The sequence below is a fragment of the Streptomyces sp. Z423-1 genome (assembly GCF_013009255.1).
Classification (GTDB): domain Bacteria; phylum Actinomycetota; class Actinomycetes; order Streptomycetales; family Streptomycetaceae; genus Streptomyces; species Streptomyces gossypiisoli.
On sequence record NZ_CP053109.1, the window covers coordinates 6810447 to 6825223 of the forward strand.

Sequence of the window (14777 nt, forward strand, 5' to 3'; positions counted from 1 at the left end):
TCTCGGGGGTCACAGGTGATGAGGATCAGTCGACCGGTCGGCGTTCCCCGTGCGCACGGTCAGCACTCTGTTGTCGGCGAGCGCGGCCAGGGACAGCGTCCGGTACCCCATCGCGTCGAACAGGACAGTGATCCGGTCGCCCTCCTCGCTCATCACCGTGCCGTCGCCCCACTCGCTGTGCCGTACCGGCGTGCCCGCGGGGTAGGACGCGGCGGACGGATGGGGCGGCGGGGGCTCGCCCGTGTCGTCCGCTCCCTCGACGACCGTGCCGTCGGCCGAGGTGGGGGAGCGGTCGTCGCGGCAGACGTCGCAGGTGCCGCAGGGGGCCTCGTACGGCTCGCCGAAGTAGCCGAGCAGGAAGCGGCGGCGGCAGCCCGTCGTCTCGGCGTACGCCAGCACCATCTCCAGCCTCGACCGCTCCAGCCTCCGGCGGACGTCCGCCGCCTCGGTCGCCTGCGCGGTGGCCTCCTCGGCCGTCACGCCGGGGACGGCGCGCACCTCCCCGGCGGCGTCGGTGCGCACCGCTCCCGCCTGCTCCAGGAGGTTGGCCGCGGCCGTCACACGCCGATGGGAGAGGTTCGTGCGCTCACCGACGTCGTCCAGGGCGACGGGGCCGGTGTGGTCGTGGATCTGTTGCGCGACCTCGCCGAGGGTCTCCCCGTCGGGTGCGCGCGTGGCGAAGAGACGTTGCAGGCCGCTGTCCTCCGGCCGGTAGTGGAGGACCGCCACCGCGGGGGCGCCGTCGCGGCCCGCACGGCCGATCTCCTGGTAGTAGGCGTCGAGGGAGCCGGGCACGGAAGCGTGCAGCACGAACCGTACGTCCTCCTTGTCGATGCCCATGCCGAAGGCCGAGGTGGCGACCACCACGTCGGCCGCGCCGGACAGGAAGGCGTCGTGCACCCGGGAGCGCTCACCCGCGGCCAGTCCGGCGTGGTAGGCCGCCGCCGACAGGCCCAGCCCGGCCAGCGCGGCCGCGTACTCCTCGGTGTCCCTGCGGGTGGCGGCGTACACGATGCCCGGCTTGGGCTCCGTCGCGGCTCGTTCCACCACCGCCCGGCGCTTGTCCGCGTCGTCCTGGAAGCGGCGTACCTCCAAGGCGATGTTCGGGCGGTCGAAACCGGCCACGACCAGTGCGGGGTCCGCCATGCCCAGCCGCCGTACGATCTCCTCGCGCACCGGGGGCGCGGCCGTGGCCGTCAGGGCCAGGACCGTGGGCCTGCCCACCCGCTGGACCGCCTGGGCCAGGCGCAGGTAGTCGGGACGGAAGTCGTGGCCCCAGGCGACCACGCACTGCGCCTCGTCCACGACGAACAGCGAGGGCCCGGCGCGGGCGAGGCGCTCGACCACCTCGCCCTTCGTCAGCTGCTCGGGGGAGAGGAACAGATACGCGGCGTCGCCGTGCCGCACCGCATCCCAGGCGGCCGCCGTCTTCCCGGCCGGCTGCGCGGAGTTGACCGCGACGGCGTCGGGGGCGCGGTGGCTCAGCAGGCCGGCGATCTGGTCCCGTTGCAGGGCGATGAGCGGGGAGACCACCACGGTCGGTCCGGGCAGCGACAGCCCCGCCACCTGGTACACCGCCGACTTTCCCGCGCCGGTCGGCATGACCACCAGCGTGTCGCGGCCCGCCATGACCGCTTCCATCGCGGTCAGCTGTCCCGGCCGCAGCTCCCGCCAGCCGAACACGTCGGCGGCGGTCCGCCGCAGACGGTCCGGAACGCCGGGGTCACTCGCCATGAGGTCCGACTACCCGCGTTCCACGTCCGTCTCCCGGTGTGGACGGCCTTCCGGCTCACGTGCGCGGGCTGATACGCCGGCACCCCGGCTCAAGGGCGAGGGTTGATACGGCGCCACCCCGGGCGTGCGGCACTGTCGCGGCGTCCGGCGACGGAGGCGCACCGTGGGCACTGCCGCCGCACCTCGTCGGCGGCGCCGCCGGATTCCGGGAAGGTGTCCGGCCAGCTGACGTGCGGGAAGCGGACCAGGTGGGAGCGGCTCAGGGACAGCCCGCAGACGGTCTGGTTCAGGCCCGGCTCCCAGGCGTGCACCTCGCCCGCGGGCAGTCGGCGGCGCCCCTCCTCCTCGTCGGTCCACTGCCCGGAGGCGGCGACGGCGTACGACTTGGCGCGTGCCATGGCGCTTCGTGGCCGCCGGTCAGCCCGCCGCGTGCTCGACCCGCAGCCGCACCTGCTCCTCAAGGCGCCGCAGGCTGGTGTCCAGGGCGTCGCGCACGGCCTCCTCGCCCGGGTCGTGGCTGTCGTCGAAGAACGAGAGGTGGACCGTCACCTCACTGGCTCCGGCGCCGATTCCGGCGACCTGGAGCCAGCCCGCATAGCTGCCCTGCTCGCGGGTGCCCCATTCGAGCCGCATCTGGTCGCGCTGAGCGCGCAGCAGGGCGGCGGTGTCCTCGTCCGTACGGTCCTCGTGCACGGTGACGGCGGGCAGATCCACGGACTCCACATGCAGCGCCTCCGGCAGCCAGGTCTCCAGCCGGCCGACATTCGCGGCCTCGTCGAAGACCTGCTCGGGCTGGGCGGGCATCGTGCGGGAACGCTCGTACTCGGTCATGGCGGTACCGTCCTCGGCTTCCTCGGCTCCGTGTCGTACGGCGGAACGCGACCCCGAGCCGGGTACCCAGCCGCTCGGATCCTGAATCGGTCACGCCGCCGTTCGCGGTGACCGGACGCGACGGATCGGGGACCGTACGTGATGGTGTCGTCCGATATGCGAATGCGGGTGGTTCACCTGTCCCCTCCCTCGCTTCCATGAGGCGCACGACCTGACGGGACCTGATGGGAGAGGGGATGGTTCCCGCGATGAGCGAGCACGTTCATGTCCGGCTGCGGCTCGGTCTCGGCGTCACGGAGGACGGGGCGCTGACCGAGGAGACGTACTGCCGGTGCGGTGCCACCTGGACCAAGGTCTTCGTGCTGGACGAGGACCCGGGGGCCGGGGCGGCCGACGCCGGATGACGGCGTCGGCCGCCCCGGCCTCCCGCCGCCCTTTCTCCTCACCACCGATTCGTCCACTGCCACAGCAGGTCCCAGATCGTGGACGGCTCCGGGGTCCGGTGGACGCGCTGCGCGGCGTACGGCGGACTGGCCCGCAGGTCGGATGTCCGGGGCGCCGTCGTTCTCGTGACCCGCACGGGGATGGGGCGGCCTTGCGGTTTCTGCGGTTCTAGCGGCGTGCGGCGGGTGCGATGTGCGTCGTACGCCGCCCTGAGGGCCGGGTCGTGGAGGGTGCCGTAGGCGTCCATGACCTCGGTGAGCCGGCCGTCCGCCGTGGTCCGGTCCGGGTTGGTGTCGGGGTGCAGCGCGCGGACGAGCCTGCGGAAGGCGGAGGTGATCTGCCGGGCCGAGGCGGTCGGCTCCACGCCGAGAACCGCGTAGTGGTCGCGCGCGGGCTCTGCCATCCGGATCACCTCCCCGGCCCGTCACCTGCGGGCATGGAGAAACGCTCCCTGACATCGTGGATAGAGAGGGAGCCCGCGGCTTGTCAAGGGCGGGCTGCCGGGGGCAGGTCGCCGTCATGCAGCGCCGACGTCGGTGACTGATCCGCACCGACGTCAGTGACTGATCCCGTCCCGCCGACCGAGTGCCGACTCCAGCTCGGACGCCGTCTCCGCGGCATGCCGGGAACTGACCGCGATCCGCGTGAACGGCGCCGGGGGTCGCAGGTCCACGCAGACGACCGCCGGGTCCTCGGGGCGCAGGGCCAGGAAGTCCTCACCCTCGCCGTGCCGCCACGTCCCCAGGCTGAGACGGCCGGGCACCACCAGGCACCGGCCCCGGGTCCCGCGCAGCAGTCGCCACCAGTCCGGCTGTACGGTCACCCGCTCCACCGCGGACAACGCGACCCGTACGTTCCGGCGGCGCAACGCCGCCTTCTCCCACCACGCCAGCCGGACCACCAGACGCTCGCCGTCCGCCCTCAGCCGCGCCATGTCGTCCCACGTCGTCCCACGTCGCCCTACGTCGCCCTATGTCGTCCTTCAATCAATCCGCTTCGCCGCGGCCTGCCGAAGGGAGGGGCCCGGCCCGGACCCCTCCCTCCGCAGCGGTCAGCCGGTGATCTCCTTCTGCTCACCGCGGGCGACCTCGATCTTGCGGGCCTGGGCCTTCTCGACCATCGGCACCTTCACCGTCAGCACACCCGCGTCGTAGCCGGCCTCGATCCTGTCGGTGTCCAGGGTGTCGCCGAGGAACAGCTGGCGGCTGAAGACGCCGCTGGGCCGCTCGGCGACCACCATCTCCACATCCTTCGGGGCGGTGCGTTCCGCCCGCACCGTCAGCACGTTCTGCTCGACGTTCACGTCGATGCTGTCGGGGTCGATGCCCGGCAGGTCGAAGTGGATCCAGAACGCGCCCTCGTGCTCGTACGCGTCGATCGGCATCGCGGCAGGCCGGGCCATCGTGCCGAACATCTGCTGGGCGAGCCGGTCCAGTTCGCGGAAGGGGTCAGTACGCATCAGCACCATGGTCACTCTCCTCTCCAGCACCGTCTGTCGCACTGCACCTTCGCATGTCATATACCCCCAAATGGGGTATATGACCCAGCGTGGGCGGCTACCGGACCCGCCCCTCCACCGTCTCCTCCCCCTCCTCCTCTTCGTCGGGGAGGTGGACGTCGTCAACCGCGATGTTGACCTCGACGACCTCCAGTCCGGTCATCCGCTCGACCGCCCCGATGACGTTCTCGCGCACGTCGGCGGCGAGGTCGGGGATGGCCACCCCGTACTCCACGACGACATCGAGATCGACGGCGCTCTGCCGTTCACCGACCTCGACCTTGACGCCGGTGGTGACGCCGGCCCGCCGGCCGGGAACCCTTTCGCGCATCGCGCCCATGGTGCGGGCGAGGCCACCACCCAGGGCGTGGATGCCCGGCACCTCACGCGCGGCCATCCCGGCGATCTTCGCCACGACGTCGTCCGCGATGGTGGTCCTGCCACGGCCTCCGGGCCCGCCCTCGCCTCCGCGCGCGCTCGCGCCGGGTTCGGTGGCGCGTACCGCCGCACCGGTCGTCTCCGTCATGTCCAACCCGCCTCCTCCGGGCGCGCAGACCCCCGGCGTACAGGAGGCCCGTCGCGCCGCTCATGCCTCTCTTCCAGCCTGCCCCGCCCCTACCGAGCCCGCCACCGCTGGCCTGGCGCGGTGTCAGGTCACTCCGGCCGCGGGTCCCACCGGAACCGCCGCACCGCCACCACCGCCCCGGCCGCACCCCACAGCAGCAGCACCAGGAAGTCCCGCCAGGGCAGGCCCGCGTCGGCCGTGGTGAACGCCGCGAGCAGGGCGTCGTTGAACGGCTTCACCGGCAGCACGTCGGCGATGGCGTTCAGCAGCCCGGAGTGGATCGGCAGATACGTGCCGGAGATGAACACCAGCGGGAACAGCACGAACTGCACGACGGACGGCGCGGCCTCCGCGTTGCGGATCAGCGAGGCCACCGCGACCCCCAGCGTGCAGAACGCGGCCGCGCCCAGCACGAGCACCAGCACGATCGCCGGCCACTGCGAGGAGACGGGCAGCGAGACGCCGTACAGTCGGCCGACCGCGCAGATCAGCAGGACGTCGACCACGCTCACCAGGACGCAGTGGGCCAGCAGCCCGACGAAGTACACGCCCGCCGGCAGCGGGGTGGCGCGGACCCGTTTGAGGATGCCGTTCTGCCGCCGGGTCGCCAGCACGATCGCCAACTGGCTGTAGCAGGAGCCCAGGACGGACAGCGCGGCGATGGTGGACACGTAGTACTGCAGGGCCGAGCGGCCGTAGTAGAACTCGCTCTCGCCGATGCCGCCGAACAGCCCGCCGAAGATCGCGACCACCACGACCGGGAAGACGAACGTGAAGAACGCGCTCTGCGGATTGCGCCAGAACGTCAGCTGCTCGTAGCGGACCTGATGCCACAACAGGGCGATCGGACGGCGCCGCGCCCCCTGCCGGGCCGTGCTGCTCCGGACGGCGACGCTCACCGCGTGCTCCCCTGCGGCGCGCCGTCACTGTGGTCGGTCAGGCGCAGGTAGACGTCCTCCAGGCTGGGCCGGTCGACGGTCAGCCCGGCGAGCACGCCGGTGCGGCGCAGCGCCCAGTCGGTCAGCTGGTGCAGCGTCCCGGTCGGCTCCGCGGACTCCACGGTGACCAGGCCGTCCTCGGCCGCCGTGGCGACCACCGGCAGATCGGCGGGCGTGCAGCCGGGCGGCAGCGCGAAGCGGATCCTGGTTCGCGCGGTGTCACGGCCACCGAGGGTCGTGGGCGTGCCCTCGGCGACGATCCGCCCGTCGGCGATCACCGCGACCCGGTCGGCCAGTTCCTGCGCCTCCTCCATGTAGTGCGTGGTGAGCAGAACGGTCACCCCGGCGTCCCGCAGGTCCCGGACCAACTGCCAGGCGCCCCGGCGGGCGTTCGGGTCGAAACCGGTCGTCGGCTCGTCCAGGAACAGCACGCTCGGGTTGCCGATCACGCCGAGCGCCAGGTCCAGGCGCCGCTTCTGACCGCCGGAGAGGCTGCGGACCTTCTTCCGCTCCAGCCCGGTGAGGTCGACCAGGCCGATCACCTCGTCGATGTCCCGCGGGTCCGGGTAGTAGCCGGCGTTGCGGGCGATCGTCTCGCGGACCGTGAGGTACGGCTCCACCGCGATGTCCTGCAGCACCAGCCCGATCCGCTCCCGCAGCGCCCGCCCGGTGGACCTCTCGCCCGGGTCGATGCCGAGCACGTCCACCCGGCCGGCGTCGCGGGCGCGGAACCCTTCGAGGATCTCCATGGTGGTGCTCTTCCCGGCGCCGTTGCGGCCCAGCAGCGCGAAGATCTCGCCGTGCTCGACGGTGAAGCTCACCCCGCGCACGGCGTGTACCTCGCCGTAGCTCTTGCTCAGGTCCTCGACCACAACCGCGGGCGTCAGATGCGCACGCACATGACGTCCAGCGTCAGGTCGACGTGGCGTCGGGCCAGTAGCCCGGACCTGGTGATCCCGAACTCGGTGCGATCGACCGAGGTGGTGGCGCGCACGGTGAAGGAGCCGCCGAGGACCTCGGAGCGTACGACCGACAGCCGTACGGGCCTCGTCACCGCGCGCACGGTGAGCTGCCCGGAGATGACGGCCGGGTCCACGTGGTCGGAGACGAACGTGATCACGGGGTGGCGCTCGGCGTCGAGGAACCGCTCCGACCGTACGGCGGTGTCCCGCTGGTCGTTGCCGGTGCGGAAGCCCGTCGCATCGATCTCGGCCCGCACGCTCGACTCGGCGAGCGGCTCGGCGACGTCGATCGTGCCGCCGCGGACCGCGAAGGTGCCGCGCACCGGCAGCAGGCCGAAGCGGTGCCTGGTGCCGAAGGTCAGGGACGAACGGCCGGTGTCGATCGTGTACCGACCGAGCCGGGGAATCGAGATGACGTCGTTGCCTGTCGCGTCCATAACGCCATTACACGGCGGCGGACTTGGTGCTCGGTAGGGCGAGCGGTCGGTCCCGGGAGCGACGAACGGCGGGTCGTACGGGGCCCGCACGCGACTTTCGTAGGGTCCCCGGGGGAAGGACGTTTGCTCTGTTCCGGGCGCGGGGAGGGAGCCGCGGTGGATTGTCCTACCGTGAGCGGCATGGCTGACGGACCCTGGCACCGACGGCACTGGGTGGCCGTGGACGTGGCGATCGCGGTCGCCTTCGTGCTGCTCGACACGGGCGCGACGCTGGCCGGGGCCAGTTGGTGGCCGGACCGCCCGGACACGCTCGCCTGGGTCGTGCTGGGGGTGCAGGCGCTCGCCTGCGCCTCGCTCGCGGTCCGCCGGGCCGCCCCGCTCACCGTCGTCGCCGTACTCGGCGTGTTCACGCTGGCGGTGACGCTGCTGATCGCCCCGGCCGGCGCGCTGACACCGGCCAACGACGGCAACGTGTGGGCGCCCTACTCGACGGTGGTGGCCGCCTACGGTCCGCTCTTCTACCGACGGAACCGCAGGACGGCGTACGTCGCCCTCGCCGCCCTGACGTTCGTCGTGATGCGGCCTTGGGAGCCGTCCGTCACCGTCATGACGATCGGGCTGCTGCGCACCGCGCTCGGGCCGCTGCTCGCGCTGTACTTCGACGCCCGCCGGCGCATGGTCCTGGCGCTGGTCGAACGCGCCGAGCGGGCCGAGCGGGAACGCCATCTGCTGGCCGAGCGGGCCCGCGCCGAGGAACGCGCCCGGCTCGCCGCCGAGATGCACGACGTGGTCACCCACCGGGTGAGCCTGATGGTGCTGCAGGCCGGGGCGCTGCGGGTGACCGCGCAGGACGAGTCGACCCGGCAGGCGGCGGAGGAGCTGCGCGCCGCGGGCTGCCAGGCGCTGGACGAACTGCGCGACCTGGTCGGCATCCTGCGCACCGCGCCCGAGGGCGACCGGACGCCGTCGGTGGCGGGCTTCCCCGACCTGGTCGCCGAGTCGATCGCGGTGGGTGTACGGACCGAGCTGATCGAGTCGGGCGACCCGGCGCTCGCCTCCCCAATGGTCGGCCGCACCGCCTACCGGGTGCTGCGGGAGGCGTTGACCAACGTGCGCAAGCACGCGCCCGGCGCCGAGGTGACCGTGCGGGTGGAGTACCACGACACGCAGGTGCGGCTCACCGTCCACAACACGCCGCCCACCGGCGAACCCAGCCGCGCCCTCACCGGCACCGGCTCCGGTCTGGGCATCGCCCATCTGCGGCAGCGCATCGAGCTGCTGCACGGTACGTTGCGTGCCGGACCCCGTCCCGACGGCGGGTTCGGCGTCGAGGCGACGCTGCCCTCGTACGTCCCGACCGCGGAATCGGCGGTGTGAGCGTGGCCCGAGTAGTGGTGGTCGACGACGAGCCCCTGGTGTGCGTCTTCCTGCGCACCATCCTCGGCTCCGCCCCGGACATCGAGGTCGTCGACGAGGCGCACGACGGCGCGGCGGGCATCGAGGCGGTCCGCCGCAGCGGCCCGGACGTCGTGCTGATGGACCTGCGGATGCCCGGCATGGACGGCCTCACCGCGATCGGGCACATCAACGAGCTTCCGGACCCGCCGAACATCGTCGTGCTGACGACCTTCGACGCCGACCAGTACGTGCTGCGCGCCCTGCGGGCCGGCGCGACCGGCTTCCTGGTCAAGTCCACCCCGCCGGAGGACCTGATCGGCCTGGTCCGCACGGCCGCGCAGGGCCACACGGTCCTCTCGCCCTCCGCCGCCCGCCGTCTGATCGCCGCCTCCACGGACAGCCTGTCGGCCCGCGACCGCGCCCGCGAACTGGTCGCCTCCCTCACCGAACGCGAGACGCAGGTCCTGGCGGGCCTGGGCGAGGGCCTGTCCAACGCCCGGATCGCGGCCCGCCTTCATCTGTCGGAGGCCACGATCAAGGGCCATGTCTCCCGCATGCTGGACAAACTGGGCTGCGTCAACCGCACCCAGGCGGGGCTGCTGGCCCATGACGCGGGGATTGTGGACTGACGCGGCATCCCCACGACCACCGCCGTACCGGCCACCGCCATGCCGAGGGCCGCCGGGAGCATCCAGCCGCCGTCCATCGTCGATTCCGGTGTCCGACAGCCCCGGCGAGAACCCGCGATGGGGCAGCGGAGTCGCCACGTCCTGCGCTCACACCCCCCGCACCGCCCACGCCACCCGCGACCCCGCCCGTGCCCGCGGTCGGCTGTCCGGGGTCCGGCGTCGGGGGTGGACCGTGTTCCCCAGCAGCACCAGGAACGTGTCCGTCGCCCGGTCCACGACCAGGGACGTTCCCGTGAAGCCCGTATGGCCCGCCGCTCCCCGCCCCGCCAGCGCCCCCATGAACCACCGCTGGTCCAGCGCGAAGCCCAGCCCGGGTGGCGTCAGCATCAGGTCCACGAAGTCCGGGCCCAGGATGCGCGCCGGGCCGTACGCACCCCCCGCCAGCAGCGCGCGGCAGAACACCGCCAGGTCCCGGGCCGTCGAGAACAGGCCCGCGTGACCGGCCACCCCGCCCAGCGCCCACGCGTTCTCGTCGTGGACCTCGCCCCGCAGCATCCCCCGGTCCGCCTTCGCCCACGGGCGGCGCTGGTCCTCCGTCGCCGCCGCGTCCGGGCACGGGCCGAAGCGGGTCGACGTCATGCCCAGGGGCCGGGTGATGCCGTCGTGGATCAGGACGTCCAGGGGGCGGCCGGTGACGCGTTCGAGGACGTACTGGAGGAGGAGCAGGTTGAGGTCGGAGTAGCGGTAGGCGCCCGGCGGGCCGGTCGGGGCCTCCGCGCGGAGCAGGGCCAGGCGGTCCGCGTCCGTCGCGCAGTCGTACAGCGGCAGCTCGGGGCGCAGGCCCGAGGTGTGCGTGAGGAGCCCGCGCACCGTGGTGCCGTGGCGGGCGGCGGCCCGGAAGTCGGGGAGGTACGCGCCGACCTGCCCGTCGATGCCGAGCGTGCCGCGTTCGATCTGCTGCATGGCGGCGACGGCGGTGAAGAGTTTGGTGAGCGAGGCCAGGTCGAAGGGGGTGTCGACGGTCATCGGCACGCGTGCGGACTCCGGCAGCTCCACGCCCGCGTCCGCCTCCGCGTCGTAGGCCGCGTACCGCACCGCGTACCCGGCCGCCTCGTGCACCGCGAGCACCGGCCCCCGCCCGGCGGCCACGACGACGCCCGGTGCCCACGGGCGGTCCCCGGTCGTCAGCTGCCGTACCTCGCGGACCAGGTGGCGGATTTCGCCGGGGTCGAGGCCGGCGCGCTCCGGGGTGCCGGTGCGCAGTCTCGGTGCGCTCAGCTCTCCGCTCCCTCCGCACGGCTGTTCCAGGGACGGCACATTCCCACGAAGCAGGCGGTCGCCACCAGCGCCGCGGCCAGTTGGACGACGGCCATCGGGACGGCGGTGTGCTCACCGGCGATCCCGACGAGCGGGGAGGCGATCGCGCCGATGAGGAAGGACGACGTACCGAGCAGGGCGGACGCGGACCCGGCCGCGTGCCGCACCCGCATCAGGGCCAGCGCCTGCGTGTTGGGCAGGGTGATGCCCATCGCGCTCATCAGCACGAACAGCGCGGCGGCCACGGGCGCGAGCCCGACCTCGCCGAACACGCCCAGCGACATCAGCAGCAGCGCGGTCGCGGCCAGCACGACGATGCCCAGGCCGACGGCCAGCACCCGGTCCAGGCGGACCCGCCCGACCAGCACCTTGCCGTTGATCTGCCCGGCGGCGACGAGGCCGATCGAGTTCAGGCCGAACAGCAGGCTGAACGTCTGCGGGGAGGCCCCGTAGATCTCCTGGACGACGAAGGGCGACGCCGAGATGTACGCGAACAGCGCGGCGAAGGCGAAGCCGCCCGCGAGCATGTAGCCGGTGAAGGGCAGGTCGGCGAGCAAGCGGCGCATCGAGCCCAGGGCCTCGCCGACGCCGCCGCTGTGCCGCTCCTTCGCGGGGAGGGTCTCCGGGAGGCGGAACCACACGACCCCCGCGAGCAGCACCCCGAGCACGGTGAGCACGACGAACACGCCACGCCAGTCCGTCACCCGCAGGATCTGCCCGCCGATCAGCGGCGCCACGATCGGCGCGACGCCGGAGATCAGCATCAGGGTGGAGAAGAAGCGGGCCATCGCCATGCCGTCGTACAGGTCGCGGACGACCGCCCGGGCGATCACGATCCCGGCCGCGCCCGCGAGCCCCTGCACCAGCCGGAACGCGACCAGCGTCTCGACGGTGGGCGCCAGCGCGCACAGCGCGGTGGCGACGACGTACACGGCGAGCCCGGCGAGCAGCGGGCGGCGGCGGCCCCAGCGGTCGCTCATCGGGCCGACCACCAGCTGGCCGAACGCCATGCCGGCCAGGCAGGCGGTGAGCGTGAGCTGCACGGTCGCCGCGGGCGCGTGCAGCGACCGGGTGACCTCCGGCAGTGCCGGAAGGTACATGTCCATGGCCAGCGGCGGGGTCGCGGTCAGTCCGCCGAGGACGAGCGTGACGAGCAGGCCGGCGCGGCGCTGCGCACGAACGGGCGGCCGCGTGTCCGCCGCGGCCGCCTGTGACAGGTCCGGTATCGGTGCCCCTTCGGGCATGGGCCCCTCCCTCTGCGAGCAGTGCGGTCCCTATGCTCTCAGTTCGAACACGGTGCCTGATGACATCGAACGAGAACGCACGAGATCGAACGAGAACGAGGGCGGGGCGGCATGGGCGCGGACAGCGTGCGGTGGGGGATCCTGGCGACGGGCGGGATCGCGGCGGCGTTCACGGCGGATCTGGTGGATCTGCCGGACGCCGAGGTGGTGGCGGTGGCCTCGCGGTCCTCGGACTCGGCGAAGGCGTTCGCGGAGAGGTTCGGGATTCCCCGGGCGTACGGCGACTGGGACGGGCTCGCGCGGGACGAGGACGTGGATGTGGTGTACGTCGCCACTCCGCACTCGGCGCACCGGGCGGCCGCCGGTCTGTGTCTGACGGCGGGGCGGAACGTGCTGCTGGAGAAGCCGTTCACGCTGAATGTGCGCGAGGCCGAGGAGCTGGTCGCGCTGGCGCGCGAGCGGGGGCGCTTCCTGATGGAGGCGATGTGGATGTACTGCAGTCCGCTGATGCGGCGGTTGAAGGCGCTGGTGGACGACGGCGCGGTCGGTGAGGTGCGCAGTGTGCAGGCGGACTTCGGGCTGTCCGGGCCCTTCCGCCCTCGCATCGGCTGCGGGACCCGCAGCAGGGCGGGGGTGCGCTGCTGGACCTCGGGGTGTATCCGGTGTCGTTCGCGCAGCTGCTGCTCGGGGAGCCGTCGGACATCGTGGCGAGGGCGGTGCTCTCGGACGAGGGCGTCGATCTCCAGACGGGAGCGCTGCTCTCCTGGGAGAGCGGCGCCCTCGCCTCGGTGCACTGCTCCATCGTCGGCGGTACGCCCGTGGCGGCCTCCGTCACCGGCAGCCACGGCCGGATCGACATCCCGTCCGGCTTCTTCCACCCCGACCGTTTCGTCCTGCACCGCGACGGCCGCGACCCCGAGGAGTTCGTCCACGACTCGGCCGCCGGCGCCGCGCACAACAGCCTCAAGCACGAGGCCCGCGAGGTGATGCGCGCCCTGCGCGCCGGCGAGACCGAGTCCCCGCTGGTCCCGCTCGACGGCACCCTCGCCGTGATGCGGACGCTCGACGCGATCCGGGACCGCATCGGCGTCCGCTACCCGGGCGAGGCCCCCGAGGCGGACCCCACGGCGGAACTCACACCTGCCTGAGCCCCTGCTCCCCGACCTGAGTCACGAAGGACGCGGCCGTCGTGACCGGCGCCCCGGGCGTGGTCACGTACGGCACCGTCCTGAAGTCGGCCCGGGCCTGCTGCCGGTCCAGCGCGACCGTCACATAGCCGCGCCGGCCGTTGTAGAACTTCATGTGCGGGTTGGCGGTCATGTACGTGTCCCAGTTGGCGGGCCTGTCCGAGCCGTCCCGGCCGCTGGCGATCGACGTGGCGACGATCTCGGTGCCCAGCGTCCGTGACGCCGGGTCGTCGAAGTCGTCCTTGATGTCGAAGGCGTAGCCGACGTGCACATCACCGGTGAGCACCATCAGGTTCTCGATACCGGCCGCCTGCGCGCCGTCCAGCACCCGGCGGCGTGAGGGCCGGTAGCCGTCCCAGGCGTCCATCGACACCCGCGACGGCTCGGTCAGGTCGAACTCGCGCTGCGAGAAGACGACCTGCTGCGGTACGACGTTCCACAGCGCCTCGGACCGCCGCCACCCGTCGAGCAGCCAGCGCTCCTGTGTCTCGCCGGTCATGGTGCGCGTCGGGTCGTCGACCTCGGGGCCGGGCACGTCGGCGCCGTCGCCGTAGGCCTGGTTGGAGCGGTACTGCCGGGTGTCGAGCACGTCGAACTGGGCGAGCCGGCCCCAGTGCAGCCGCCGGTAGAGCTGCATGTCCGGGCCCTCGGGCCGTTGCGGGCGGCGCAGCGGCTGGTTCTCCCAGTAGGCGCGGTAGGCGGAGGCGCGGCGCAGCAGGAACTCCTCCGGCGGGACGGAGTTCTCGGGGATGTCGTCGGCGTAGTTGTTCTCGGTCTCGTGGTCGTCCCAGGTGACGACGAAGGGGTGCGCGGCGTGCGCGGCGCGCAGGTCGGGGTCGGACTTGTAGAGGGCGTACCGCAGCCGGTAGTCCTCCAGCGTCACGGTCTCGCGGTTGAACAGGTCGGGCAGGGTCCGGTCGGTGTACTTGCGGTGGCCGCCCACCGAGTTGACGGCGTACTCGTAGAGGTAGTCCCCGAGGTGGAAGACCACGTCGACGTCGTCCTGGGCGAGATGGCCGTACGCCGTGAAGTAGCCGTCGTGGTACGCCTGGCAGGAGACGGCGGCGAGGGTGAGCGCCGAGGCCCGGTCGAAGGGGGCGGGCGCGGTGCGGGTGCGGCCGGCCGGGCTGACCCAGCGGCCGACGCGGAAGCGGTAGTGGTAGACGCGGCCGGGCTCCAGGTGGCCCACCTCGACGTGCACGGTGTGGTGGAACTCGGGGTGCGCGGTGGCGGTGCCGCGTCGGACGGGGCGGCGGAAGTTCTCGTCGCGGGCCAGTTCCCAGTGCACGGTGACGCGCTCGGCCGGCAGGCCGCTGTCCGGCTGGTAGGGGGCCGGGGCGAGGCGGCTCCACAGCAGGACCGAGGTGGGCCCCGGGTCGCCGGAGGCGACGCCGAGGGTGAAGGGGTCGTCGGTGATCCGCGCGGCGTCGAGTTCGGCGGCGCCGGCGACGCCCGCGGTGGGCAGGTTGACCGCGAAGGCGAGGGCGGCGGCCGCGCCGGTGGCGGTGAGGAAGCGGCGGCGGCCGATGTGCCGGGCGGCGGCGCGTAGTTCGGGGGCGTGCTGGGGCTGGGGGCGTGCTGCGAGTGTCATCC

At 73.0% G+C, this 14777-nt stretch carries 16 protein-coding genes and 1 pseudogene; 4 read left to right on the forward strand and 13 right to left on the reverse strand.

Going from position 1 to position 14777, the window contains the following annotated elements:
* Positions 1-9: 9 nt before the first annotated feature.
* The 3 genes from HJD23_RS30605 to HJD23_RS30615 form a co-directional block, all read right to left on the reverse strand.
* Complete coding sequence (locus HJD23_RS30605; protein ID WP_171115745.1) at positions 10-1734, reverse strand: RecQ family ATP-dependent DNA helicase; 1725 nt, start codon at positions 1732-1734, stop codon at positions 10-12.
* Between the two features lie 89 nt (positions 1735-1823).
* On the reverse strand, positions 1824-2132 hold the full coding sequence (locus HJD23_RS30610) for a hypothetical protein (RefSeq protein WP_171115743.1): 309 nt from the start codon (positions 2130-2132) through the stop codon (positions 1824-1826).
* 19 nt (positions 2133-2151) lie between these two features.
* Complete coding sequence (locus HJD23_RS30615) at positions 2152-2565, reverse strand: SRPBCC family protein (RefSeq protein WP_171115741.1); 414 nt, start codon at positions 2563-2565, stop codon at positions 2152-2154.
* A 248-nt stretch (positions 2566-2813) separates the two neighbouring features.
* Between HJD23_RS30615 and HJD23_RS30620 the strand changes: the two genes are divergently transcribed.
* Positions 2814-2969: a hypothetical protein gene (locus tag HJD23_RS30620; protein WP_171133952.1), complete on the forward strand. Its 156-nt coding sequence runs from the start codon at positions 2814-2816 to the stop codon at positions 2967-2969.
* Positions 2970-3007: 38 nt separating this feature from the next.
* Here HJD23_RS30620 and HJD23_RS30625 read toward each other — a convergent pair whose 3' ends face one another.
* The 7 genes from HJD23_RS30625 to HJD23_RS30655 all read right to left on the reverse strand — a co-directional run bounded on the left by HJD23_RS30625 (position 3008) and on the right by HJD23_RS30655 (position 7409).
* Positions 3008-3412, reverse strand: a complete 405-nt coding sequence (locus tag HJD23_RS30625) for a J domain-containing protein (RefSeq protein WP_171115740.1) — start codon at positions 3410-3412, stop codon at positions 3008-3010.
* 153 nt (positions 3413-3565) lie between these two features.
* The gene (locus tag HJD23_RS30630; protein ID WP_171115738.1) at positions 3566-3943 is read right to left on the reverse strand and encodes a hypothetical protein; all 378 of its coding nucleotides are present in this window, start codon (positions 3941-3943) and stop codon (positions 3566-3568) included.
* Positions 3944-4060: 117 nt separating this feature from the next.
* Positions 4061-4477, reverse strand: coding sequence for an Hsp20/alpha crystallin family protein (locus HJD23_RS30635; RefSeq protein ID WP_171115735.1), 417 nt, complete (start codon positions 4475-4477; stop codon positions 4061-4063).
* 88 nt (positions 4478-4565) lie between these two features.
* The gene (locus tag HJD23_RS30640; RefSeq protein WP_171115734.1) at positions 4566-5033 is read right to left on the reverse strand and encodes an Asp23/Gls24 family envelope stress response protein; all 468 of its coding nucleotides are present in this window, start codon (positions 5031-5033) and stop codon (positions 4566-4568) included.
* Between the two features lie 128 nt (positions 5034-5161).
* The gene (locus HJD23_RS30645) at positions 5162-5971 is read right to left on the reverse strand and encodes an ABC transporter permease (protein WP_171115732.1); all 810 of its coding nucleotides are present in this window, start codon (positions 5969-5971) and stop codon (positions 5162-5164) included.
* The gene (locus HJD23_RS30650; protein WP_171118929.1) at positions 5968-6897 is read right to left on the reverse strand and encodes an ABC transporter ATP-binding protein; all 930 of its coding nucleotides are present in this window, start codon (positions 6895-6897) and stop codon (positions 5968-5970) included. Before HJD23_RS30650 ends, HJD23_RS30645 begins: the two co-directional genes overlap by 4 nt.
* Complete coding sequence (locus tag HJD23_RS30655; RefSeq protein ID WP_171115730.1) at positions 6894-7409, reverse strand: YceI family protein; 516 nt, start codon at positions 7407-7409, stop codon at positions 6894-6896. The genes HJD23_RS30650 and HJD23_RS30655 overlap by 4 nt, the downstream gene beginning before the upstream one ends.
* Before the next feature lie 180 nt (positions 7410-7589).
* On the opposite strand from HJD23_RS30655, the gene HJD23_RS30660 reads away from it, so the two are divergent.
* Both HJD23_RS30660 and HJD23_RS30665 read left to right on the forward strand, forming a co-directional pair.
* Complete coding sequence (locus tag HJD23_RS30660; protein WP_171115728.1) at positions 7590-8786, forward strand: sensor histidine kinase; 1197 nt, start codon at positions 7590-7592, stop codon at positions 8784-8786.
* Between the two features lie 2 nt (positions 8787-8788).
* On the forward strand, positions 8789-9436 hold the full coding sequence (locus HJD23_RS30665) for a response regulator transcription factor (protein WP_171115726.1): 648 nt from the start codon (positions 8789-8791) through the stop codon (positions 9434-9436).
* Positions 9437-9583: 147 nt separating this feature from the next.
* Here HJD23_RS30665 and HJD23_RS30670 read toward each other — a convergent pair whose 3' ends face one another.
* Entirely contained in the window at positions 9584-10753 is a 1170-nt protein-coding gene (locus HJD23_RS30670; RefSeq protein ID WP_171115724.1) for a serine hydrolase domain-containing protein, read from the reverse strand.
* Positions 10711-11997 (reverse strand): multidrug effflux MFS transporter, encoded by a 1287-nt coding sequence (locus HJD23_RS30675; protein ID WP_171115722.1) that lies wholly within the window; start codon positions 11995-11997, stop codon positions 10711-10713. Before HJD23_RS30675 ends, HJD23_RS30670 begins: the two co-directional genes overlap by 43 nt.
* A 111-nt stretch (positions 11998-12108) precedes the next feature.
* Between HJD23_RS30675 and HJD23_RS30680 the strand changes: the two are divergent.
* A pseudogene (locus tag HJD23_RS30680) lies at positions 12109-13145 on the forward strand (Gfo/Idh/MocA family oxidoreductase).
* On the opposite strand, the gene HJD23_RS30685 reads toward HJD23_RS30680, so the two are convergent.
* Complete coding sequence (locus HJD23_RS30685; RefSeq protein ID WP_171115718.1) at positions 13132-14775, reverse strand: alkaline phosphatase D family protein; 1644 nt, start codon at positions 14773-14775, stop codon at positions 13132-13134. The pseudogene HJD23_RS30680 and the gene HJD23_RS30685 overlap by 14 nt on opposite strands.
* Between the last annotated feature and the right edge of the window lie 2 nt (positions 14776-14777).

Excerpts from the sequence above, each read along its gene's own strand:
- HJD23_RS30605 (WP_171115745.1), bottom strand. The coding sequence starts at position 1,734 with ATGGCGAGTGACCCCGGCGTTCCGGACCGTCTGCGGCGGACCGCCGCC.
- HJD23_RS30610 (WP_171115743.1), bottom strand. The coding sequence starts at position 2,132 with ATGGCACGCGCCAAGTCGTACGCCGTCGCCGCCTCCGGGCAGTGGACC.
- HJD23_RS30615 (WP_171115741.1), bottom strand. The coding sequence starts at position 2,565 with ATGACCGAGTACGAGCGTTCCCGCACGATGCCCGCCCAGCCCGAGCAG.
- HJD23_RS30620 (WP_171133952.1), top strand. The coding sequence starts at position 2,814 with ATGAGCGAGCACGTTCATGTCCGGCTGCGGCTCGGTCTCGGCGTCACG.
- HJD23_RS30625 (WP_171115740.1), bottom strand. The coding sequence starts at position 3,412 with ATGGCAGAGCCCGCGCGCGACCACTACGCGGTTCTCGGCGTGGAGCCG.
- HJD23_RS30630 (WP_171115738.1), bottom strand. The coding sequence starts at position 3,943 with ATGGCGCGGCTGAGGGCGGACGGCGAGCGTCTGGTGGTCCGGCTGGCG.
- HJD23_RS30635 (WP_171115735.1), bottom strand. The coding sequence starts at position 4,477 with ATGGTGCTGATGCGTACTGACCCCTTCCGCGAACTGGACCGGCTCGCC.
- HJD23_RS30640 (WP_171115734.1), bottom strand. The coding sequence starts at position 5,033 with ATGACGGAGACGACCGGTGCGGCGGTACGCGCCACCGAACCCGGCGCG.
- HJD23_RS30655 (WP_171115730.1), bottom strand. The coding sequence starts at position 7,409 with ATGGACGCGACAGGCAACGACGTCATCTCGATTCCCCGGCTCGGTCGG.
- HJD23_RS30660 (WP_171115728.1), top strand. The coding sequence starts at position 7,590 with ATGGCTGACGGACCCTGGCACCGACGGCACTGGGTGGCCGTGGACGTG.
- HJD23_RS30675 (WP_171115722.1), bottom strand. The coding sequence starts at position 11,997 with ATGCCCGAAGGGGCACCGATACCGGACCTGTCACAGGCGGCCGCGGCG.
- HJD23_RS30685 (WP_171115718.1), bottom strand. The coding sequence starts at position 14,775 with ATGACACTCGCAGCACGCCCCCAGCCCCAGCACGCCCCCGAACTACGC.